We start from the raw sequence: 19,883 nt of genomic DNA on the forward strand, positions 1-19,883 counted from the left end.
GAAGAAGACGTAATGAAGGGCATTATCCTCGCGGGCGGATCGGGCACGCGCCTCCATCCCGTGACCATGGCGATCAGCAAGCAGCTGTTGCCGGTCTTCGACAAACCCATGATCTACTATCCGCTGTCGGTGCTGATGATGGCCGGCGTCCGCGACGTGCTGATCATCTCGACCCCGCGCGACCTGCCCCTGTTCGAGGGCCTGCTGGGCGACGGCGCCAAGTGGGGGATCAGCATCACCTACGCCGAACAGGCCAATCCGAACGGCTTGGCCGAGGCCTATCGCATCGGCGCGGATTTCGTCGGCAATCAGCCGTCCGTATTGGTGCTGGGCGACAACCTGTTCTACGGCGCGGGCCTCACCCGCATCCTGCAGGGGGCCAAGGAGCGCTCGAAGATCGGGGCCAGCGTCTTCGCCTATTTCGTCAACGATCCGCAGCGCTACGGCGTCGTCGAGTTCGACGCTTCGGGCAAGGCCGTCTCGATCGAGGAAAAGCCGGACAAGCCCCGCTCCAACTGGGCGGTGACCGGCCTCTACATGTACGATCACCGCGTCGTCGACTTCGCCCGCGACCTGAAGCCGTCGGCGCGCGGCGAGCTGGAGATCACCGACATCAACCGGCTCTATCTGGAAGCTGGGGACCTGTCGGTCGAGCGCATGGGCCGGGGCTTCGCCTGGCTGGACACCGGCACCCACGACAGTCTGCTGGAGGCCTCGGAGTTCGTACGTACGTTGGAACACCGTCAGGGCCTGAAGATCGGCTGCGTCGAGGAAGTGGCTTATCAGAACGGCTGGATCTCGACCGAGCAGCTGATGGGCCTGGCGCACGCCTTGGCCAAGTCGCCGTACGGAGCCTATCTCAAGCTGGTCGCCACCCAGGAGCGCGACCTGACCTGATTCGGGGCCGCATCTACGACTACGACACGCTGGAAAAGCGTCCCGACGTCAGCGACAGTCCCTGTCGTCATGGCCAACGCTGTCATGAGAAGCGTTCGGGGGAGGCCGCGTGCCCAAGAAGATCATCCTCGCCGCCGTCGCGGCGACGCTGCTGGCCGCTCCGGCCGCGCCTGCCCTGGCTCGACCGGCGCCCGCCGTTGAAGCCGCGGCTCCGGTCAAGATCGACAAGACCAGGATCGACGCGGCCCTGAAGGCCATGGTCGACAGCGGTCGGGCCGTCGGCGTCTCGGCCCTGGTCTGGCAAGACGGCCAGGAACGCTATTTCGGGGCCGCCGGCATGGCCGACCGCGAGGCCGCCAAGCCGATGCGCCGCGATACGCTGGTGCAGATCTTCTCGATGACCAAGCCGGTGACCGGCGTGGCGCTGATGCAGCTGTGGGAGCAGGGCAAGTTCGGTCTCGACGACCCGCTGTCGCGCTACCTGCCCGAATTCACCGACATGAAGGTGATGGACGCCGAGGGGACCATCGTTCCGGCGAACCGGCCGATCCTGATCCGCGATGTCCTGCGCCACACGGCCGGCTTCTCTTACGGCGGGCGCGGCCTGCCGGCGGACAAGGTCTTCCAGACCGTCGATCCGCTGAACCTGAAGAACGACCTCGCCGAATTCAGCCGCCGCCTGGCCACCGTCCCGCTGCTCTACCAGCCCGGCGCGCAGTGGAGCTACAGCGCCGCCGTCGACGTCCAGGCCCGCCTGGTCGAGGTGTTGAGCGGCCAGCCCTACGAGGCCTACGCCAAGGCCCACATCCTCGACCCTCTGGGCATGACGCAAACCGGCTGGACCCAGCCCGAAGCCGCCTTCGCGCGGCTGGCCGCCACCTACAACAAGGGCGAGGACGGCAAGCTGACCCGCCAGGACGACGCCGAGACCCGCAAGCTGAACTTCGACCCCAGCCGCCGCCTGACCATGGGCGGCGCGGGCCTGGTGGCCCCGATCGACGACTATGCCCGCTTCTCGCGCATGCTGCTGGGCGGCGGGTCGCTGGATGGGGTGCGGATCCTCAAGCCCTCGACCGTCCGCCTGATGGGAACGGATCATCTGGACCCCCGCGTCACCGAGACCTGGTGGCTGCCCAGCAAGGGCTCGGTCGGCTTCGGGCTGGACTTCGCGGTCCGCGAGAGCCAGCCCAAGACGGCCGAGGAAAACCGCGGCGCGGTCGGCGAATTCTTCTGGGATGGCCGCGAGACGACGCTGTTCTGGGTCGATCCAGTCAACAGACTGACCGCCGTGTTCTTCGTCCAGACCTTCCCGTTCGACGCCAGCCTTCACCGAGACTTCCGCGCGGCGGTCTACGGGCCGGGCTATCTGGGCCCTAAGGGGGACTAGGGTTTGGGCTGGGCCGCCAGGTCCTGGGTCTTGGCGGCGCAGCCCCGCAAGGTTTCGCCGTCGGTCCAGACCTCGGCCGAGTAGCCGTAGTGGCGGTCGGACATGCCGTCCGAGCAATCGCCCGGCGTCAGGCGCAGGACAAGGCGTTGCTCGCCCACCGTGCCGTCCCAGACGCCCTGGTCGCCGTCGGCCCGCACGCCGGGATTGGCTGTGGCGACCTCCGGGCGGTCCGGACGGGCCAGGGTCATGCTGGCCGCGCGGATCTTGAGCGTCCAGAACGGCTCGGTCCCCACCGCGTCGAAGTCGCCGCCGTAGTCCGGACCCACCGTCACCGGCGCGTCGGCCGGCGGCGGCGCCTCCTCGTTCGAACCCAGCGGCGCGTCGCAGGCGGCCAGCATGGGCGCGGCAAAGGTGAAAAGGGCGGCGATCAGGACGGCGGTGCGCATGTCTCTGGCTATCCCGGCTAGGCCTGGAAAGGCTAGACTCCGCTTCGATGAATCGGAACGCGCGTCCCTCCTTCCTTGAATTCTTCGCCGGCGGCGGCATGGCCCGCGTCGGTCTGGGCGAAGGCTGGGCATGCGCCTTCGCCAACGACTTCGACGCGGTGAAGGCGACGACCTATCGCGCCAACTTCCCGGACGCCGAAGGGCACTTTCACGAGGGCGACGTCTTCGCCCTGAACGCCGATCTCCTGCCGACCGCCGACCTCGCCTGGGCCTCCAGCCCCTGCCAGGACTTCAGTCTGGCCGGCGCGCGCGCGGGTCTGTCGGGCGGCAAGTCTTCGGCCTTCTTCGGCTTCTGGACCCTGATGAAGGCCCTGTCGGCGCAGGGGCGCGCCCCACCTGTGATCGTCATCGAGAACGTGGTGGGCCTGTTGACCTCGCATCACGGCGACGACTTCACCGCCCTGTGCGGGGTGCTCTCGGAAGAGGGCTACCGCTTCGGGGCGCTGGAGATCGACGCGGGCGCCTTTATCCCGCAGTCGCGGCCGCGTGTCTTCGTGGTCGCCACACGCCTGCCGACCGCCGCGCTGGAAGGCTCCAGCGCCTTCCACACCCGCGCCGTCCGCGAGGCCGCCGCGCGGTTGCCCGGAGACCTGCAAGCCCACTGGATCTGGTGGGGCGCGCCGTCCCCGCCGCCCCGCAACACCGACCTGGCCGTCGTGCTCGAGCCCGATACCGCCGTGACGTGGAACCCGCCCGAGCGCACCGAGGCCTTGCTGGCCCTGATGGTCGACAGCCATCGTCAGGCGGTCGAGACGCGGCGCGAGGCCGGCGGCCGTTCGGTCGGCGCGGTGTTTCGCCGGATGCGCGGCGGCGCACAGCGGGCCGAGGTGCGGTTCGACGGCTTCGCGGGCTGCCTGCGCACGCCGCGTGGCGGCTCCTCGCGCCAGACTCTGCTGGTCATCGAGAACGGCGAGGTCCGCTCGCGACTGGTCAGCCCGCGCGAGGGCGCGCGACTGATGGGCCTGCCGGACAGCTACGCCTTGCCGCGCTCGCAGACGGCGGGTCTCCAGGTGATCGGCGACGGCGTCGCGGTCCCCGTGGTCCGTTGGCTGGCGGAAAGCCTGTTGGAGCCGCTGCTCGATAGTAAAACTGCAAGCCTCGCCGCCGAATGACCCCCTGACAGTCCCCGCCCCGGGGGCTAGGGTGCGGCCCGCTTCCCGCAACCTAAGGCTCTGGGTTCTCAGATGGACGACGCTTCCTCCCTCTACGACGCCGTGCGTTTCAAGCGCGCTGGTCGCGGCAAGATCTACGACTCGATCATCGACACCATCGGCGATACGCCCCTGATCCGGCTGCCGCGCCTGTCGGCCGAGCTGAAGCCCAAGGGCGAGGTGCTGGCCAAGCTGGAGTTCTTCAATCCGATCGCTTCGGTCAAGGATCGCATCGGCGCGGCGATGATCGAGTCCCTGGAGTTCCAGGGCATACTGAAGCCGGGCGCGACGATCATCGAGCCGACCTCGGGCAATACAGGCATCGCCCTCGCCTTCGTGGCCGCCGCCAAGGGCTACAAGCTGATCCTGGTCATGCCTGAGAGCATGTCGATCGAGCGCCGCAAGATGTTGCTGCTGCTCGGCGCCAAGCTGGAACTGACCCCGGCCGAAAAGGGCATGCGCGGCGCCGTCGCCCGCGCCCAGGAACTCGTCGAGGCCACGCCCGGCGCGGTCATGCCCCAGCAGTTCGAGAACGACGCCAATCCGCTGGTGCACCGTGTCTCGACCGCCGAGGAAATCTGGAACGACACCAACGGCGCCGTCGATGCGGTGGTCTCGGGCGTCGGAACGGGCGGCACGATCACCGGCGTCGGCCAGGTGCTGAAGGCGCGCAAGCCGTCTCTGAAGATGGTCGCGGTCGAGCCGGAAGCCTCGGCCGTGCTGTCGGGCGGCGCGCCGGGACCGCACAAGATCCAGGGCATCGGCGCCGGCTTCGTGCCGGGCATCCTGGACCGTGGCGTGATCGACGACATCGTCCAGGTCAGCAATGACGACGCCTTCGCCATGGCGCGCCGCGCGGCCAATACCGAGGGGCTGCCGGTCGGCATCAGCTCGGGCGCGGCCCTGACGGCGGCCTTCGATCTAGCCCTGCGCGACGACTATGCCGGCAAGCTCATCGTGGCGATCATCCCCAGCTTCGCCGAACGCTACCTATCCACGGCCCTGTTCGACGGGCTCTGAGCCGCCCCAGTGGGCGCGTCACTGCGGATCGGTGTCGTCGGGTGCGGCGTCGGCGGCATGGCCTCCGCGCTGGCCCTGGCGCGCCGGGGCCACGCCGTGATCCTGCTGGAAGCCTTCGCCGCGCCGCGCCCCGTCGGTTCGGGCCTGCTGCTGCAGCCCACGGGCTTGGCGGCGCTGAAGGCGTTGGGTCTCGACGAGGCGATCCGCGCCGCCGGTGCGCGCGTCGACCGGCTCGAGGGCAAGGACACGCGTGGCCGCCGGGTCATGGACCTCGACTACGGCGACTGGCGGACCGGGGCGCATGGGATCGGCGTCCATCGCGCCGTGCTGTTCGACACCCTGCATGACCAGCTGGCGCCGGCCGGTGTGGGGGTCGTCACCGATGCGCGCATTGTCCGGATCGAGGACCCGTCGCGCCCGATCCTGCATGACCAAAGCGGTCGAGCCTTCGGGCCGTTCGATCTGGCCATCGTGGGCGACGGTTCGGCCTCGGCCTTGCGGACCTCCGTCCGACCGACCGCACGCGCGCCGATCTATCCCTGGGGCGCGGTCTGGACCAACGCCAGCGATCCCGAAGGCCGTTTCGCCAACGCCCTGCGTCAGGTTTATCACCGGACCGAGGTGATGACCGGCGTCCTGCCCGTCGGCCGGGGCGGCGCGGGCGAGACCGATCAGGTCAGCCTGTTCTGGTCCTTACCCGTCAAGGACATGGACGCCTTCCTGGCCGGCGACTTCGAGACCTGGCGATGCAATCGCCTGGGGTCGCTGTGGCCCGAGGCCGCCGCCCTGCTCGAAGGTCGAGCCGGCTGGGAAGGCTTTTCCCGGGCCGTCTATCGCGATGTCTCGGTCGGTCGCTGGAACCGCGAGGCGTGCGTGCTGATCGGGGACGCGGCCCACGGCACCAGCCCTCAGCTAGGGCAGGGCGCCAACCTAGCCCTCGTCGACGCCGTCGAACTGGCCGCGCGCCTCGACCGCGACCATCGCCCGACCGCCGTGGCGGTCCGCGCCTGGCAGGACGATCGGCGGCGCCACACCGGGGTCTATCAACTGGTCTCCAAGGCCCTGACGCCGCTCTTCCAGGCGCATGGGCCGTTCTGGCCGCGGATGAGAGACTGGTTCTTCACGCCGATGTCGCGGTGGCCAGGCCTCAAGCAGCTCGGGGTGCTGCTGCTGACCGGAACCCTGCGTCTGGGCCGCTTTCCGCCCGAAACGCGGCCATGAGTGTCTCGGCATGACCACCGACGTCTACGACCAGGCCAAGCGCTCGGCCGTCATGGCGCGGGTGAAGAGCAAGGACACCACGCCCGAGAAAGCCCTGCGCCGCATTCTCACGAGTCTCGGCGCCCGTTACCGCCTGCATCGCAAGGACCTGCCGGGCAATCCGGACCTGGTGATGCCGGGGCGCAAGCTGGCGATCCTCGTCCACGGCTGCTTCTGGCACGGGCATGACTGCGCGCGTGGCTCGCGGGTTCCCAAGGCCAATCGCGACTACTGGCTGGCCAAGGTGGCGCGCAACGTCGCCCGCGACGCGCGATCGGTCGAAGCGCTGAAGGCGGCGGGCTGGCGGGTCGAGGTGGTCTGGGAGTGCGACTTCAAGGACGAGGCGGCGCTGACCGCCCGGCTTCAAACCCTGCTGGCCTCGACCTCTTCGGGCGAAGCGACCGGGTCCGCCAGGACCTGAGCCAGGGCGCTGAACAGCTCGACAGGGTCGATCGGCTTGGCGACGTGGGCGTTCATGCCGGCGGCGGCGCAGGCCTCCCAGTCCTTGGGCGTGGCCGAGGCCGTAACGGCGATCACCGGGATGTCGCGGTTGGGGCCATCGCTGGCCCGCAGGATCCTGGTGGCGTCTCGGCCGTCCATGCCTGGCATGTAGAGGTCCATCAACACCGCGTCGAAGACCTCGGACCTCAGCAGTTCGAGAGCCTCCTCGCCGGACTCCGCCAGGGCGGCGTCGACGCCGAACGGCTCCAGGATCAGTTCGATGGCTCGCCGGTTGACGACATGATCGTCGACGACCAGCACCCGCAAGCCGGTGATCGAGCGGTTCTCGTCATCGACGCGGGGCGTTTCGGCCGTCTCGAGCACAGCGGTCAGGGTGAAGCGCGCGCCCTCGCCCGCCTCGCCTTGTTGGGAGGCGCTCGCGACGGTCAGATCGCCGCCCATCAGGCGGGCCAGTTCACGGCTGATCGCCAGCCCCAGGCCCGAGCCGCCATGCTGGCGGACGACGGCCGTGTTCAGCTGGTCGAACGGCGTGAACAGGCGCGACAGGGCGGTCTCCGGGATCCCGGGGCCGGTGTCGTGGACCGCGATCGACAGCTGGATCTGATCGCCGACGGGGCTGGCGTCGAGCACGACGGTGACGTGGCCGCGCTCGGTGAACTTGATGGCGTTGCTGAGCAGGTTGTTCAGCACCTGCTTCAACCGCATGGCGTCGCCGGCGGTCCAGCGGGGCAGGCTGGCCGCGCCCGTCACCCGCAGGCGCAGGCCCTTGCGGGCCGCTTCGGGCCGCCAGAAGCGCAGGGTGTCGGACAAGGACTGGCGCAGATTGAAGGCGCTTTTTTCCACAGACATGCGGCCGGCTTCCAGGCGCGAGAAGTCGAGCAGATCGTTCAGCAGGGTGCGCATCAACCCGCCGGCGTCGGCGATCAGCTGGGCGTGGACCTTGGAGCTGGCCTCGGGGACCTCGCTGTGCAGGCGCGCGGCCCCGGCCAGGATGGCGCTGATCGGGGTGCGCAGCTCGTGACTGATCATGGCCACGAAGGCGGACTTGGCGGCCACGGCCTCCTCGGCCTCGTGGCGGCGGCGCTCCGCCTCGGCCTTGGCGTCGGCTTCGGCCTTCAGGGCGGCGCCCAGGGTCCTGCTGGCCACGGCGACCGAGGTGATCATCAAGAACGCCCCGAACCACAGGACATCCGCGAGATTGGCGCCCGGATTGGCCGCCTTGGCCACGAATGGGACGATAAGCAGATAGAACGCGTGGGGCCCGGCGGCCATCAGGGTGGCCGATCGATTGCCGGCGTTGATCACGACAACGTTCAGCAGGGCCCCAGCCAGCAGCATGCCGCCCAGGGTTGGCGCGAAGCGGATGTGCGATGAAAACAGCACGATCGACAGGGCGCCGAAGGCCGTCGAGGTGATGGCTGGGGACAGGAAGACGGCCAGGCGACGCCAGGTCGCGACAGGCGCGTCCGGATTGATCGCCAGGGGGCGGCGCACCCAGAGCTCGAAAGCGCAACAGAGCAGGTATGTCAGCGCCCACAGCCAGCCCCAGCTCGTATGGACATAGACCTGCAGGATCGTGGCGATGACGATTGTCGCACCCACCCGTAGATAGGTGTTCGCGAGCCGCGAAGCCGTGGTGCGCGCTACCGCTCCCTGCACTTTCGTCGTCGACATGGACGCCCGCACCCCTGAGGGACCCCCCGATCCCCTTCACAACCAAGGCTAGGCGCGAAGGACTAAAGGGAAATAAAAAAATCCCGCCCCGTCAACGACTTGTTCTGGGAGTGCGAGGGTGAGATTTTGCGTCAAGCATCAAACCGGCTGGGTGTGCGGGTAAGTTTTTCCCTGGGGCGCGCTAGGGGCGGGGGCCGAAAGCCTCATCAAGGTTGGCTGCGGTTACGCCGTCAAGTTCCAACCGCTTGACGCGGGCGGTGTCGCCGGCGACCAGGCGGACGGCCGATCGCGGGATCTTGAGGGTCTTGGCCAGGAAGACCAGAAGAGCGGCGTTGGCCGCGCCGTCAACCGGCGGGCTGGAGACGCGCACCTTCAGATAGGGCCGCCCGTCGCCGTCCAGCGCCCAGCCGTCCACCGCGTCGCGACCGCCGCGCGGGGTCAGGCGGACGGCCAGGGTCTCAGTCAATGAAGTCAGCCCAGCGCGCTAATCAGCAAGGGGGCGATATTCTTGAGGAAGACGATGCGGATGACCGTCAAAGCCAGCCAAGCGACGATCGGACTGATGTCGATGCCGCCGATGCTGGGCACGACCCGCGAAATCGGTCGCAGGATGGGGTCCGTTAGGCGTTCCAGCATCGTGAGGATCTGCCAGACCACGCGGTTGCGGGTATTGATTATGTCGAACTGAACCAGCCAGCTCACGATCGCCCGGACGACGATGAGGAAGATCAGCAGGCCGATGACGGTGTCGACGAGCCAGACAATTGCCGAACCCATGCATTCCTCGCAAAGTGAACTCTCTCGCGATGTAGCGCGACGTTGAAGCGAAGTCCAAGACTAGCGCGCATACGACGCTTGACGTTCGCGCTCAGGGGCCGTATCTCCGCCGCTCCTTGGGGCCGTAGCTCAGATGGTAGAGCGCCTCGTTCGCAATGAGGAGGTCAGGGGTTCGATTCCCCTCGGCTCCACCAAGGACCTTTCCGACAAGCGGAATAGATCGTCCGGACCTGGCGCCAGCCGGGCCGCGCATGTTTATGCCTCTTCGGCGCGCATCAGCGTCATCTCGCCGCAGGAAAGCGATTTCCGCCTTTTTGGCGCTCTTGTGCGACGACTCGCCACAGCCAAGGTTTACCGGATGGCGCCCCGCCCCGGGTGAGGGTGCCCCTCGCCCGATCGAACGTCGGGACAGCGGGGGCTAGAATGCGCCAGATCAAGACCAAACGGACTGTCTATCGCCTGGCCACGGGGTTCTTCTTCGTCGCCACGGCTCTGTTGGCGAGCCAGGCCAGAGCCGACGACGCCCCGGCGCTGAAGCTCAGCGGCAGCTACAAGGTCGATGCGGCCGGGACCGTCAGCGGAGGGCTCGCCAAGCGCGGCCGCGTGCTGGACGACCTGCAAGTCTTCGGCGACCTCGACCTCGACAAGGCCGTCGGCTGGAAGGGCGCGAGCGCCCATTTCGAGCTGCTGAACAACAGCGGCGGCATGCCCAACGAGGATGCCGGCACGCTGCAGGGGGTCGACAATATCGAGGTCACGCGCCACCGCGCCCGCCTCTTCGAGGCTTGGGTCGAACAGGGCTTTGGAGACAAGGGCTCCATCCGCGCCGGTCTCTATGACCTCAACAGTGAATTCTACGCCAACGACAGCGCCGGCATGCTTCTGGCGCCTGCGTTCGGCATAGGCTCGGAACTGGCGGCCACGGGACCGAACGGGCCGTCGATCTTCCCGTCCACCTCGCTGGCCGTCCGGGTTCGCTGGACGCCGAACGAGCACGCCTACGCCCAGGCCGCCGTGCTGAACGCCAATGCCGGCGTTCTGGGCGATCCGGGCGGCATCCACACCTCTTTCGACAATGGCGTGCTGGTGATCGCCGAGGGCGGTTGGCAGGGGCGAGGCAAGGTGGCGGTCGGGGCCTGGCGCTATAGCGACAAGCAGGAGGACATCCGCGCGGTGACGCCGTCCGGCGATCCTGCCCAAGCCACGGCCCGCGGCGCGTATGTGTTGTTGGAGCGCCAACTGACGGGCGAGGCCGAGGACGCCGTGCGCGCCACCACCGCCTTTGCGCGTCTGGGCGTTTCGGATGGCGATACGACGGCGTTCAAGGGCGGCTGGCAGGCCGGCATGCTGGTCAAGCACGTGTTCGAGAGTCGCCCCGACAGCGCCTTCTCTATCGGCGTCAACCAGGCCTTTCTTTCGAGCAAATACCGCGACAACGCCTTCGACGGGGGCCAGCGCCTAACGCACTCGGAGAGCGCGATCGAGATGAGCTACGCGGACAAGATCGGTCCGGTGACGATCCAGCCCGACCTCCAATATGTGAAGGATCCGGGCGCGGACGGCGGCGTCGGCCACGCCCTGGTGGCGATCCTACGGATCGGGGTGGCGTTCTGACGCCACCCCGCCGTTCCAATTCGATCCGCGGACTTAGGCTGACGCCGCTTCGGCGACGGCTTCGGCGGTGATGCCGAATTCCTTGTAGAGGCGCTCGAACGGGGCCGAGGCGCCGAAGCTCTTCATGCCGACGAACTTGCCATCCTCGCCGATGAAGCGCTCCCAGCCCATCTTGATGCCGGCCTCGACGGCGACGCGCACCGGCGCGGTGCCGATGACGGACGCCTGGTAGGCGGCGTCCTGCTTGTCGAACAGTTCCCAGCAGGGGGTCGAGACGACGCGGGTCGGCTTGCCCTTGGCCTGCAGGATGTCGCGCGCGGCGACGGCGACGCCGACCTCCGTGCCGGAGGCGAAGATCGTCACCTCGGCTTCACCGCCCTCGGCCGCCAGTAGCTCGTAGGCGCCCTTGGCCGACAGGTCGCCAGCGCTGGTGCGGACGTGCGGGGTCTTCTGGCGGGACAGGGTCATGACCGACGGGGTGCGCGGGCTCCGCAGGGCGATCTTCCAGCACTCGGCGGCTTCCACCGCGTCGGCCGGACGGAAGACCAGCAGGTTCGGAATGGCGCGCAGGGAAGCGACCTGTTCCACCGGCTGGTGGGTGGGGCCGTCCTCGCCCAGGCCGATGGAGTCGTGGGTCATCACGTGGATGACGCGGGCTTCCATCAGGGCTCCCAGGCGGATGGCCGCGCGGCTGTAGTCGGCGAAGGCCAGGAAGGTGCCCGAATAGGGAATGACGCCGCCGTGCAGCGACATGCCGTTCATGGCCGCGGCCATGCCGAATTCACGCACGCCGTAGTGGACGTAGCGGCCGGTGTAATCGGGCGCGTCGAAGGCGCCCATGCCCTTGACCAGGGTGTTGTTCGAGCCGGTCAGGTCGGCCGAGCCGCCGATCATTTCCGGAATCGCGGGGATCAGCTGGTCCAGGGCCGAGCCCGAGTGGACGCGGGTGGCGTTGACCGGCTTGGCCTCGACAGCCTTGGCGATGTGGGCGTCGAGCGCTTCGAAAGCGCTTTCCGGCAACTCGCCGGCCATGGCGCGCTTGAAGTCGCTAGCGTGGGTCGAAGCGGCCAGCTTGGCCTCCCAGGCCTTGCGGACCTTGGCGCCGCGACGGCCGACGCTCTTCCAGGCCGCGGCGATGTCACCCGGCACGGTGAACGGCTCGGCGTCCCAGCCCATGGCGACGCGCGCGTCGCGGATCTGGTCGTCGAACAGGGTGTAGCCGTGGCTGTGGGGGTCGCCCTCTTTCGGACCCGCGCCCTTCGAGATCAGCGTCTTGCACGCGATCATGGTCGGGCGGTCCTGCTTGGTGGCCCAGCGCAGGGCGGCGGCGATCTTGCCGTGGTCGTGGCCATCGACGACCTTCACGGCCCAGCCGGCGGCCTTGAAGCGGCCCACCTGGTCGCCGGTCTCGGCGATGGTGGCCTCGCCGTCGATGGTGGTGTTGTTGTCGTCGAAAAGCACCGTCAGCTTCTTCAGCTTCAGGCGGCCGGCGATGCTGATGGCCTCGTGGCTGACGCCTTCCATCAGGCAGCCGTCGCCGGCGATCACCCAGGTGCGGTGGTCGACGAGGTCAGAGCCGAAGCGGCTCGCCAGATGGGCTTCGGCCATCGCCATGCCGACGGCCGTGGCCAGACCCTGGCCCAGCGGGCCGGTCGTGGTCTCGACGCCGGGCGTGTGGTGGACTTCCGGGTGGCCGGGGGTCAGCGACCCCCACTGACGGAAGTTCTCGATCTCCTTCATCGTCACGGCCTTGAAGCCGGTCAGATGAAGCAGGGAATAGAGCAGCATCGAGCCGTGGCCGGCCGACAGCACGAAGCGGTCGCGGTCGTGCCAGTTCGGCTGGGAGGCGTCGAACTTCAGGAACTTACCCCACAGGACCGTCGCCACGTCGGCCATGCCCATCGGCATGCCTTGGTGGCCTGACTTGGCCTTGTGCACGGCGTCCATGGAAAGGACGCGGATCGCGTCGGCCATCTTGATGGGCGAAACGGGCATGGGGGCTTCCGTCTTTTCTATGTTTTGCGGGGCTGCGCGAGGGGCGCACTCGCATGGGAACCCCCTAGGGTCAACCCGCGCGGGGCTTCTGGCGACATGTTGAGGACGCTATGCAACATCGTCCGGGGGCGTTATAGGTGAAGCCAGACTTATGCTCAATTTAAGCATAACCCTGAAAGGCCGGTTCCTTGGGTAGTCCGTCGTTCTTCTCGCCCTATCGCCACGGCTTCGTCCGCGTGGCCACCGCCGTTCCCAAGGTGAAACTGGCCGATCCGGCCGCCAATGCGCGGAGCGTGCTGGTCCTCGCCCGCGAGGCGCACGAGGCCGGCGTGGCGGTCATCGTGTTCCCCGAGCTTGGCCTGACGGGCTACACGATCGATGACCTGCTGCAGCAGGACGTGCTGCTCGACGCGGTCGAGACGGCGATCGCGACCCTGGCGGAGGCGAGCGCCGACCTTGCGCCGATGATCGTGGTCGGCGCGCCGCTTCGGGACAACGGCCGGCTCTACAACACCGCCGTGGCGATCCAGGGCGGCAAGGTGCTGGGCGTGGTTCCCAAGAGCTTCCTGCCCAACTATCGCGAATTCTATGAGCGCCGCTGGTTCACGCCGGGCGCTGGCGTGACGGGCAAGCTCCTGGCCCTGGCTGGACAGAGCGCGCCATTCGGGACCGACGTCCTGTTCCGTGGCGAGGGCGTGACGCCGTTCACCGTCGGCGTCGAGATCTGCGAGGATGTCTGGACGCCCACCCCGCCCAGCACCGCTCAGGCCATGGCCGGGGCCGAGATCCTGCTGAACCTCTCGGCCAGCAACATCACCATCGGCAAGTCAGAGACGCGTCGCCTGCTGTGCGCCAGCCAGTCGTCGCGAATGATCGCGGCCTATGTCTATTCCGCCGCCGGGGCGGGCGAGAGCTCGACCGACCTGGCCTGGGACGGCCATGTCGACATCCACGAGATGGGCGCCCTGCTGGCGCAGAGCCCGCGCTTCTCGACGGCCGCGGCCTGGACCTTCGCCGACATCGACGTCGATCGCCTGCGCCAGGAGCGGATGCGGGTCGGCAGCTTCGGCGACGCCATGGCGCTCTCGCCGCCCAAGGCGCCGTTTCGGACCGTGGGCTTCACCTTCAAGCTCCCGGCCGGCGACCTGGCCCTGGCGCGGCCGATCGAACGCTTTCCGTTCACGCCGTCGGATCCCGCCAAGCTGCGCGAGAACTGCTACGAGGCCTACAATATCCAGGTTCAGGGTCTGGCCCGGCGGCTGGAAGCCTCTGGCCTGAAGAAGCTGGTCATCGGCATCTCTGGCGGCCTAGACTCGACCCAGGCCCTGCTCGTGGCGGCCAAGGCTGTCGACCAACTCTCCCTGCCGCGCACCAATATCCTGGCCTACACCCTGCCGGGCTTCGCGACCTCGGATCGCACCAAGGACAATGCATGGGCGCTGATGCGGGCGATGGGCGTCACCGCCGCCGAGCTCGACATCCGTCCGGCCGCGACCCAGATGCTGAAGGATCTCGACCACCCGTTCGGGCGCGGCGAGGCGGTCTACGACGTGACCTTCGAGAACGTGCAGGCGGGCCTGCGCACCGACTACCTGTTCCGCCTGGCCAACCACAACGCCGCCCTGGTCGTCGGGACCGGCGACTTGTCCGAGCTGGCCCTGGGCTGGTGCACCTACGGCGTCGGCGACCACATGAGCCACTACAACCCCAATTGCGGGGCGGCCAAGACGCTGATCCAGCACCTGATCCGCTTCGTGGCCCATTCCGGCGATGTCGACGCCGCCACCACGGCGCTTCTGGAGGACATCCTGGCCACGGAGATCTCGCCGGAGCTGGTGCCGGGCGAGAAGGCTCAGGCCACCGAAAGCTTTGTCGGGCCCTACGCCCTGCAGGATTTCAACCTCTACTACATGACGCGCTACGGCATGGCGCCGTCCAAGATCGCCTTCCTGGCCTGGACCGCCTGGCATGACGCGGAAAAGGGCGGTTGGCCGGTCGGCCTGCCGGACGACGCGAGGCGCGCCTATGACCTGCCGGAGATCAAGCGCTGGCTGGAGCTTTTTCTGAAGCGCTTCTTCGCCAACCAGTTCAAGCGCTCGGCCGTGCCGAACGGACCCAAGATTTCGTCGGGCGGCGCCCTCTCGCCGCGCGGCGACTGGCGGATGCCGTCGGATGTCACCGCCGACGCCTGGCTGGCCGAACTGCACGCGGGGACGCCAAGCTGATGAAAACTCTTCGTTCCGTTGCGCTTTGCCTTTAAGCACCCTTCGCAATAAGGCCCTATCAGGGTCAAAGACTAAGACGTGGTGGGGTTTATCTTGGCATCGATCTATCCGGTGATCCTGTGCGGCGGCTCAGGCACGCGGCTTTGGCCGGCGTCGCGCAGCGACCAGCCCAAGCAGTTCCTGAAGCTGGTCGGCGACCGCTCGTCGTTCCAGGAAACCGTGTCGCGGGTGAAGGACATTCCAGGCGTCGCCGAGATCGTCATTGTCACGGGCGAGGCCATGGTCGGCTTTGTCTCCGAGCAGACCGCCGAGATTGGCGCCTGGGTGACCGTCCTGGTGGAGCCCGAGGCCCGCGACAGCGCCCCGGCCGTGGCCGCCGCCGCCGCCTACGTGCAAGGCCAGGACCCGGACGGCGTCGTGCTGATGCTGGCCGCCGACCACCACATCGCCCAGCCCGAGATCTTCCGGGACGCCGCGGTCGTCGCCGCCAAGGCCGCCGAGAGCGACCTGATCGTCACCTTCGGCGTGAGGCCGACTTCACCGGCCACCGGCTTTGGCTACATCCGTCCCGGTGACGCGCTGCTGGACGGTTCGGTCAGCGCCGTGGCCGCCTTCGTCGAGAAGCCGGACCGAGAGACCGCTGAGCGCTACGTGCTGGAGGGCTATCTCTGGAACAGCGGCAACTTCGCCTTCAAGGCCGCCACCCTGATGGGTGAGTTCGAGGTCTTCGAGCCGACGGTCGCCGCCGCCGCCAAGGCCTGCGCCGCCGCACTGACGCTGGAGGCCGGGATCGGTCGCCTGGATCGTGATCTCTTCGCGCAAGCCAAGAAGATCTCGCTCGACTACGCGGTGATGGAGCATACGAAGAAGGCCGCCGTGGCCCCGGCGGCCTTCGCCTGGTCGGATCTCGGCGCCTGGGACGCCATCTGGGAAGCCTCGGCTCGCGACGGCGACGGCAACGCCAGCGACGGCGATGTCGAGCTGCACAACGCCAAGAATGTCCTGGTCCGCACGACGGGCCCCTATGTCGGGGTGATCGGCATCAGCGATATCGTCGTGGTGGCCGAACCGGACGCCGTGCTGGTCTGCCATCGCAACGACAGCCAGGCCGTGAAGATCCTGGTCGACAGGCTCAAGGCCAAGGGGCGTTCGATCGCCTTGCGCAAGAGCACCGCGCCGGACGGCGCCGAGACCCTGGTTTCGACCGAGGGCTTCGACGTCGAGCTGCGTCGCGTCCCCGGTGGCGAGGCGGTGGTCTTGCCGGCCTCGACCGTGCAGGTGCTGGAAGGCGTGCTGGAGATAGGCGGCGACGTCCATGCCGCCGGGGCCTTCGTTCCGGTGGGCGCCGAGACGCGCGCGCGCGCCATCGGCGCGGCGACGCTGCTGGTTACGAAGCCGCGCTAACGGCCCGGTCGAACTCCGCGATCGCGCAGGTGATGTGATAGAACGAGCTGGCCGGCGCCGGCTCTTCCACGAAGGTCTCGTCGGGCTGATACTTGTCGCGCCACAGGCCTGGGACCGGCGTTCGCAGATAGGTCATCAGGCCTTCCGCGCCCGCCGCGGCCATGTCCCACCAGCGGGCGTCGCCGGTGATCCGGGCGGCCAGCACCGAAGCCTTGATCCGCTCGGTCTGCGGCCAGAGGCGGGCGCTGTTGTCGTGGACGGAGAAGTCGTCGAGCAGGGCGTTGACCGCCACGCCGCGCTCCAGGTCGACACCATGGGTCTCGCCGGCCTCTATCATCTTCAGGGCAGCCGCGATCGCGTCGTCGCGACCGGCCAGCTTGCCCCAGCGCAACAGCAGCCAGCCCCATTCGAACTGGTGGCCAGGCTCGCAGATGCGGCCCTCGACGCCCGGCGCCGGGTCCCAGTCGAGATCGAAGAACTCGCGGATCTGGCCGCTTTCGGCGTGGATGAACTTGGTCAGAGCCAGACCGCCGATCTCGTCGGCCAGGGCGCGCCAGGTCGGATCATCGTCGACCTCGTTCCAGGCCAGCATCGCCTCGAACAGGTGCATGTGCGGGTTCGACTGCAGGGGCGTCGTCGGCGGGTTGGTCTGGTGGAAGCCGCCCAGCGGGTGCTTGCGCTCGGCGTACAACATGTCGCGGACATGGACGGCGACAGCCTTGGCCTCGGCCTTGCGGTCCGGCAGCGCCTTGGCCACGGCCGCCAGGGCGAACATGGCGAAGGCCTGGTCGTAGGGATCGGCGGTGTCGTCCAGGCTCTCGCCATGGGGCCCGACCAGGGCGCGGAACAGGCCGTCAGGCCGGCGATAGGCCTTCAGGTAGAAGATCAGGCCATGGGCGACCGCCTCGCGCCACGGACCGGTCCAGCCCAGTTCGCCGGCCAGGGCGTAGGAAAAGATCTGCCGGGGCAGCACGCGGCCGCGGCGCGGGCCGTCCACCGGCTGGCCGTCGAGATCGATCTTCTCGAAGAAGCCGCCCTTCACGTGGTCGGCGCCGGTCTCCCACCACAGCGGATAGGCGGCCTCCAGGGCCCAGGTCTTCAGGCGGTCGCGCAGGTGGGCGGCGTCGGCGAAGGCGGTCATCGAGAGCTCCAAAGGATCGCCTTCTTCTAGGGAGCTTGCGCGACGAGGCCAAGACGGAGGCGTGGTGTTTCGCCGCCGCTCGGGGTAGTGCTCGCGCCATGACCAGCCCTGCCGTCCTCCCCCCTCTGAAGGCCGTGTTCCTGGATCGGGACGGCGTGCTGAACGTCGACCATGGCTATGTCCACGACCCCGCCAAGCTGGAGTGGATCGACGGCGCCCGCGAGGCGGTGGCGGCGATGACCCAGGCGGGGCTCAAGGTGCTGGTGGTGACCAACCAGTCGGGCATCGGACGAGGCTATTTCGACCAGACGCAGATGGACCGGTTCCATGCCGCCATGCAGGCGCAACTGGCCGAGCGAGGCGGTCGGATCGACGCCTTTTATCACTCGCCGTTTCACGAGACGGCCGTCGTGGAAGAATATCGCGTGGCCGACCATCCGGACCGCAAACCCAATCCCGGCATGATCCTGCGCGGCCTGGCCGACTGGGCTCTCGCGCCGGATGAGGCGGTGATCATCGGCGACCGCCATATCGACGTGGAGGCGGGCGCCCGCGCGGGCCTGCCAGGCTATCTGTTCAAGGGCGGCAATCTGAGGACCTTCGTCGGCCAGGTGTTGGGCGACCGGGTTCCCGCCCTGAAATGAAGATCCTGCAGTTCGGCCGAACGGGTCAGGTGGCCACGGCGGTACAGGCCGCCGCCAAGGGACGAGCAGACATCATCGCCCTCTCCCGCATCGACTGCGATCTCGAAAATGCCGCGGCCGTCCGCGCCGCGATCCTGGCCGCCGACTGCGACCTCGTGCTCAACACCGCCGCCTTCACCCAGGTCGACCCCGCCGAGGCCCGGCCCGACGAGGCCTTCGCGGTCAACGCCGCGGCGCCCCAGGCCATGGCCGCCGCCTGCGCCGAGCGGGGCCTGCCGTTCGTGCATCTGTCGACCGATGCCGTGTTCGACGGCCTGACCGATCGCGCTTACGTCGAGGCCGACGAGGCCCGGCCGATCAATGTCTATGGTCGATCCAAGCTGGCCGGCGAGCAGGCGGTGCTGGTCCATCCTCGGACGACGGTGCTGCGGATATCGTGGGTCTTTTCCAGCTATGGCCGAAACTATGTGAGCTTCATGCTGCGCCTGGCGCGCGAGCGCGAGGTGCTGAGGATCGTCGCCGACCAGTTCGGAACGCCGACCGACGGCGAGGCCCTGGCCGATTTCCTGGTCGCGACCGCGCCGAGCTGGGCGAAAGCGCGGGCCGGGGATCCGGCGTTCGGCCTGTTCCACTTCGCCAATGCCGGCGAGGCCAGCCGCTTCGACTTCGCCAAGGCCGCGATCGACCGCGATCCTCGAGCCACGGCGCGCCTGGAGCCGACGAGCCAAGCCGCGTTCGCCGAGCCGGCCCCGCGTCCGCCGCGCTCGCCGCTGGGCACGGGCAAGCTCCGGGCGGTGTTCGGCTTCACGCCCGAGCCCTGGCGGACCGCCGTCGAGCGAACGGCCGATCGCCTGGTCGCGACCGGTTTCTAGGCGTGAATGCTGGCGCCGACGGCCCCATCACGATAAACCCACGCCCAACTTCTCCATAAAATACAGCGCGAGCGACCATGCAGATCTTCCTCGACAGCACCGACACCAAGGTGATCGCCGACCTGGCCTCGACCGGCCTGATCGACGGCGTGACCACCAACCCGACCCTGATCGCCAAGTCGGGCCGCCCGATGCTGGAAGTGATCGCCGAGATTTGTGACATCGTCCCGGGTCCGATCAGCGCCGAAGTGGCCGCCACCACGGCCGACGCCATGATCGCCGAGGGTCAGAAGCTGGCCAAGATCGCCCCGAACGTGGTGGTCAAGATCCCGCTGACCCGTGACGGCCTGATCGCCTGCGCCGCGTTCGCCGACGAAGAGATCAAGACCAACGTCACCCTGTGCTTCTCGGCGACCCAGGCCCTGCTGGCCGCCAAGGCCGGCGCGACCTACATCTCGCCGTTCATCGGCCGCCTGGACGACTACGGTTTCGATGGCATGGATCTGATCCGCGACATCCGCGCGATCTATGACAACTACGGCTACGAGACAGAGATCCTGGCCGCCTCGGTGCGCAACGCCGCCCACGTCAAGGAAGCCGCGATCATCGGCGCCGACGTCGTGACCATCCCGCCGGCGGTTTTCGCCGAGCTCTACAAGCACCCGCTGACCGACAAGGGCCTGGAACAGTTCCTGAAGGACTGGGCCTCGACCGGCCAGTCGATCCTCTAGACTAGGGACTATCCTGTAAGCGCTTTCCCGGGCGGGGTTTTGCTCGCCCGGAAGGCGATCAAGTGATCACAGTTTATTTCGCAGAGGCGAAGAGGGTTCGCAAATGCGAACTCGCGCGTTAAG

Annotated in this window: 18 protein-coding genes and 1 tRNA gene; 13 read left to right on the forward strand and 6 right to left on the reverse strand. The window is 68.1% G+C overall.

Annotated features, from left to right (window positions below; translation table 11 throughout):
- Positions 1-12 precede the first annotated feature (12 nt).
- Together rfbA and ACW175_RS24750 are read left to right on the forward strand one after the other, a co-directional pair.
- Complete coding sequence (rfbA, locus tag ACW175_RS24745; protein ID WP_492102546.1) at positions 13-897, forward strand: glucose-1-phosphate thymidylyltransferase RfbA; 885 nt, start codon at positions 13-15, stop codon at positions 895-897.
- Between the two features lie 109 nt (positions 898-1,006).
- Positions 1,007-2,284: a serine hydrolase domain-containing protein gene (locus tag ACW175_RS24750; protein ID WP_492102547.1), complete on the forward strand. Its 1,278-nt coding sequence runs from the start codon at positions 1,007-1,009 to the stop codon at positions 2,282-2,284.
- On the opposite strand, the gene ACW175_RS24755 is transcribed toward ACW175_RS24750, so the two are convergent.
- Positions 2,281-2,730 (reverse strand): COG3650 family protein, encoded by a 450-nt coding sequence (locus ACW175_RS24755; protein ID WP_492102548.1) that lies wholly within the window; start codon positions 2,728-2,730, stop codon positions 2,281-2,283. The two genes, ACW175_RS24750 and ACW175_RS24755, sit on opposite strands and share 4 nt — an antisense overlap.
- A 47-nt stretch (positions 2,731-2,777) precedes the next feature.
- Here ACW175_RS24755 and ACW175_RS24760 point away from each other — a divergent pair, with 47 nt between their 5' ends.
- From ACW175_RS24760 to ACW175_RS24775, 4 genes are all read left to right on the forward strand, one after another.
- Entirely contained in the window at positions 2,778-3,902 is a 1,125-nt protein-coding gene (locus ACW175_RS24760) for a DNA cytosine methyltransferase (RefSeq protein WP_492102549.1), read from the forward strand.
- 72 nt (positions 3,903-3,974) lie between these two features.
- Complete coding sequence (cysK, locus tag ACW175_RS24765; protein ID WP_492102550.1) at positions 3,975-4,961, forward strand: cysteine synthase A; 987 nt, start codon at positions 3,975-3,977, stop codon at positions 4,959-4,961.
- A 9-nt stretch (positions 4,962-4,970) separates the two neighbouring features.
- Positions 4,971-6,182: an FAD-dependent oxidoreductase gene (locus ACW175_RS24770; protein WP_492102551.1), complete on the forward strand. Its 1,212-nt coding sequence runs from the start codon at positions 4,971-4,973 to the stop codon at positions 6,180-6,182.
- 10 nt (positions 6,183-6,192) lie between these two features.
- A complete protein-coding gene (locus tag ACW175_RS24775) occupies positions 6,193-6,642 on the forward strand; it encodes a very short patch repair endonuclease (protein WP_492102552.1) in 450 nt (149 codons plus the stop codon).
- Here ACW175_RS24775 and ACW175_RS24780 read toward each other — a convergent pair.
- From ACW175_RS24780 to ACW175_RS24790, 3 genes are all read right to left on the reverse strand, one after another.
- The gene (locus ACW175_RS24780) at positions 6,585-8,357 is read right to left on the reverse strand and encodes an ATP-binding protein (protein WP_492102553.1); all 1,773 of its coding nucleotides are present in this window, start codon (positions 8,355-8,357) and stop codon (positions 6,585-6,587) included. The two genes, ACW175_RS24775 and ACW175_RS24780, sit on opposite strands and share 58 nt — an antisense overlap.
- Before the next feature lie 181 nt (positions 8,358-8,538).
- On the reverse strand, positions 8,539-8,823 hold the full coding sequence (locus ACW175_RS24785; protein ID WP_492102554.1) for a DUF167 domain-containing protein: 285 nt from the start codon (positions 8,821-8,823) through the stop codon (positions 8,539-8,541).
- A 5-nt stretch (positions 8,824-8,828) separates the two neighbouring features.
- Positions 8,829-9,134, reverse strand: a complete 306-nt coding sequence (locus ACW175_RS24790) for a YggT family protein (protein WP_492102555.1) — start codon at positions 9,132-9,134, stop codon at positions 8,829-8,831.
- A gap of 118 nt (positions 9,135-9,252) precedes the next feature.
- On the opposite strand from ACW175_RS24790, the gene ACW175_RS24795 reads away from it, so the two are divergent.
- Positions 9,253-9,328, forward strand: a tRNA-Ala gene (locus tag ACW175_RS24795).
- 229 nt (positions 9,329-9,557) lie between these two features.
- Entirely contained in the window at positions 9,558-10,748 is a 1,191-nt protein-coding gene (locus ACW175_RS24800) for a carbohydrate porin (protein WP_492102556.1), read from the forward strand.
- 33 nt (positions 10,749-10,781) lie between these two features.
- Here the strand turns inward: ACW175_RS24800 and tkt are convergent, their stop codons facing one another.
- Positions 10,782-12,743 (reverse strand): transketolase, encoded by a 1,962-nt coding sequence (tkt, locus tag ACW175_RS24805; protein WP_492102557.1) that lies wholly within the window; start codon positions 12,741-12,743, stop codon positions 10,782-10,784.
- Positions 12,744-12,931: 188 nt separating this feature from the next.
- Here tkt and ACW175_RS24810 point away from each other — a divergent pair, with 188 nt between their 5' ends.
- Together ACW175_RS24810 and ACW175_RS24815 are read left to right on the forward strand one after the other, a co-directional pair.
- Positions 12,932-14,968 (forward strand): NAD(+) synthase, encoded by a 2,037-nt coding sequence (locus tag ACW175_RS24810; RefSeq protein ID WP_492102558.1) that lies wholly within the window; start codon positions 12,932-12,934, stop codon positions 14,966-14,968.
- 93 nt (positions 14,969-15,061) lie between these two features.
- On the forward strand, positions 15,062-16,372 hold the full coding sequence (locus ACW175_RS24815; protein ID WP_492102559.1) for a mannose-1-phosphate guanylyltransferase: 1,311 nt from the start codon (positions 15,062-15,064) through the stop codon (positions 16,370-16,372).
- Here ACW175_RS24815 and ACW175_RS24820 read toward each other — a convergent pair.
- Positions 16,356-17,513, reverse strand: coding sequence for an AGE family epimerase/isomerase (locus ACW175_RS24820; protein ID WP_492102560.1), 1,158 nt, complete (start codon positions 17,511-17,513; stop codon positions 16,356-16,358). The genes ACW175_RS24815 and ACW175_RS24820 overlap by 17 nt on opposite strands.
- A 98-nt stretch (positions 17,514-17,611) precedes the next feature.
- Here ACW175_RS24820 and ACW175_RS24825 point away from each other — a divergent pair, with 98 nt between their 5' ends.
- The 3 genes from ACW175_RS24825 (at position 17,612) to fsa (ending at position 19,760) form a co-directional block, all read left to right on the forward strand.
- Complete coding sequence (locus ACW175_RS24825) at positions 17,612-18,157, forward strand: D-glycero-alpha-D-manno-heptose-1,7-bisphosphate 7-phosphatase (RefSeq protein WP_492102561.1); 546 nt, start codon at positions 17,612-17,614, stop codon at positions 18,155-18,157.
- Entirely contained in the window at positions 18,154-19,029 is an 876-nt protein-coding gene (gene rfbD / locus ACW175_RS24830; RefSeq protein ID WP_492102562.1) for a dTDP-4-dehydrorhamnose reductase, read from the forward strand. The genes ACW175_RS24825 and rfbD overlap by 4 nt, the downstream gene beginning before the upstream one ends.
- Positions 19,030-19,106: 77 nt before the next feature.
- Positions 19,107-19,760: a fructose-6-phosphate aldolase gene (fsa, locus tag ACW175_RS24835; RefSeq protein ID WP_099575270.1), complete on the forward strand. Its 654-nt coding sequence runs from the start codon at positions 19,107-19,109 to the stop codon at positions 19,758-19,760.
- The last annotated feature ends 123 nt before the right edge of the window (positions 19,761-19,883 follow it).

This window comes from Caulobacter sp. FV1ye6ST, from assembly GCF_058681225.1.

Bases quoted from the DNA above. Each gene is read 5' to 3' on its own strand.
- ACW175_RS24800 (WP_492102556.1), top strand. From the start codon at position 9,558: ATGCGCCAGATCAAGACCAAACGGACTGTCTATCGCCTGGCCACGGGG.
- ACW175_RS24775 (WP_492102552.1), top strand. From the start codon at position 6,193: ATGACCACCGACGTCTACGACCAGGCCAAGCGCTCGGCCGTCATGGCG.
- ACW175_RS24760 (WP_492102549.1), top strand. From the start codon at position 2,778: ATGAATCGGAACGCGCGTCCCTCCTTCCTTGAATTCTTCGCCGGCGGC.
- rfbD (WP_492102562.1), top strand. From the start codon at position 18,154: ATGAAGATCCTGCAGTTCGGCCGAACGGGTCAGGTGGCCACGGCGGTA.
- ACW175_RS24790 (WP_492102555.1), bottom strand. From the start codon at position 9,134: ATGGGTTCGGCAATTGTCTGGCTCGTCGACACCGTCATCGGCCTGCTG.
- ACW175_RS24755 (WP_492102548.1), bottom strand. From the start codon at position 2,730: ATGCGCACCGCCGTCCTGATCGCCGCCCTTTTCACCTTTGCCGCGCCC.
- ACW175_RS24825 (WP_492102561.1), top strand. From the start codon at position 17,612: ATGACCAGCCCTGCCGTCCTCCCCCCTCTGAAGGCCGTGTTCCTGGAT.
- fsa (WP_099575270.1), top strand. From the start codon at position 19,107: ATGCAGATCTTCCTCGACAGCACCGACACCAAGGTGATCGCCGACCTG.
- tkt (WP_492102557.1), bottom strand. From the start codon at position 12,743: ATGCCCGTTTCGCCCATCAAGATGGCCGACGCGATCCGCGTCCTTTCC.
- ACW175_RS24820 (WP_492102560.1), bottom strand. From the start codon at position 17,513: ATGACCGCCTTCGCCGACGCCGCCCACCTGCGCGACCGCCTGAAGACC.
- rfbA (WP_492102546.1), top strand. From the start codon at position 13: ATGAAGGGCATTATCCTCGCGGGCGGATCGGGCACGCGCCTCCATCCC.
- ACW175_RS24780 (WP_492102553.1), bottom strand. From the start codon at position 8,357: ATGTCGACGACGAAAGTGCAGGGAGCGGTAGCGCGCACCACGGCTTCG.
- cysK (WP_492102550.1), top strand. From the start codon at position 3,975: ATGGACGACGCTTCCTCCCTCTACGACGCCGTGCGTTTCAAGCGCGCT.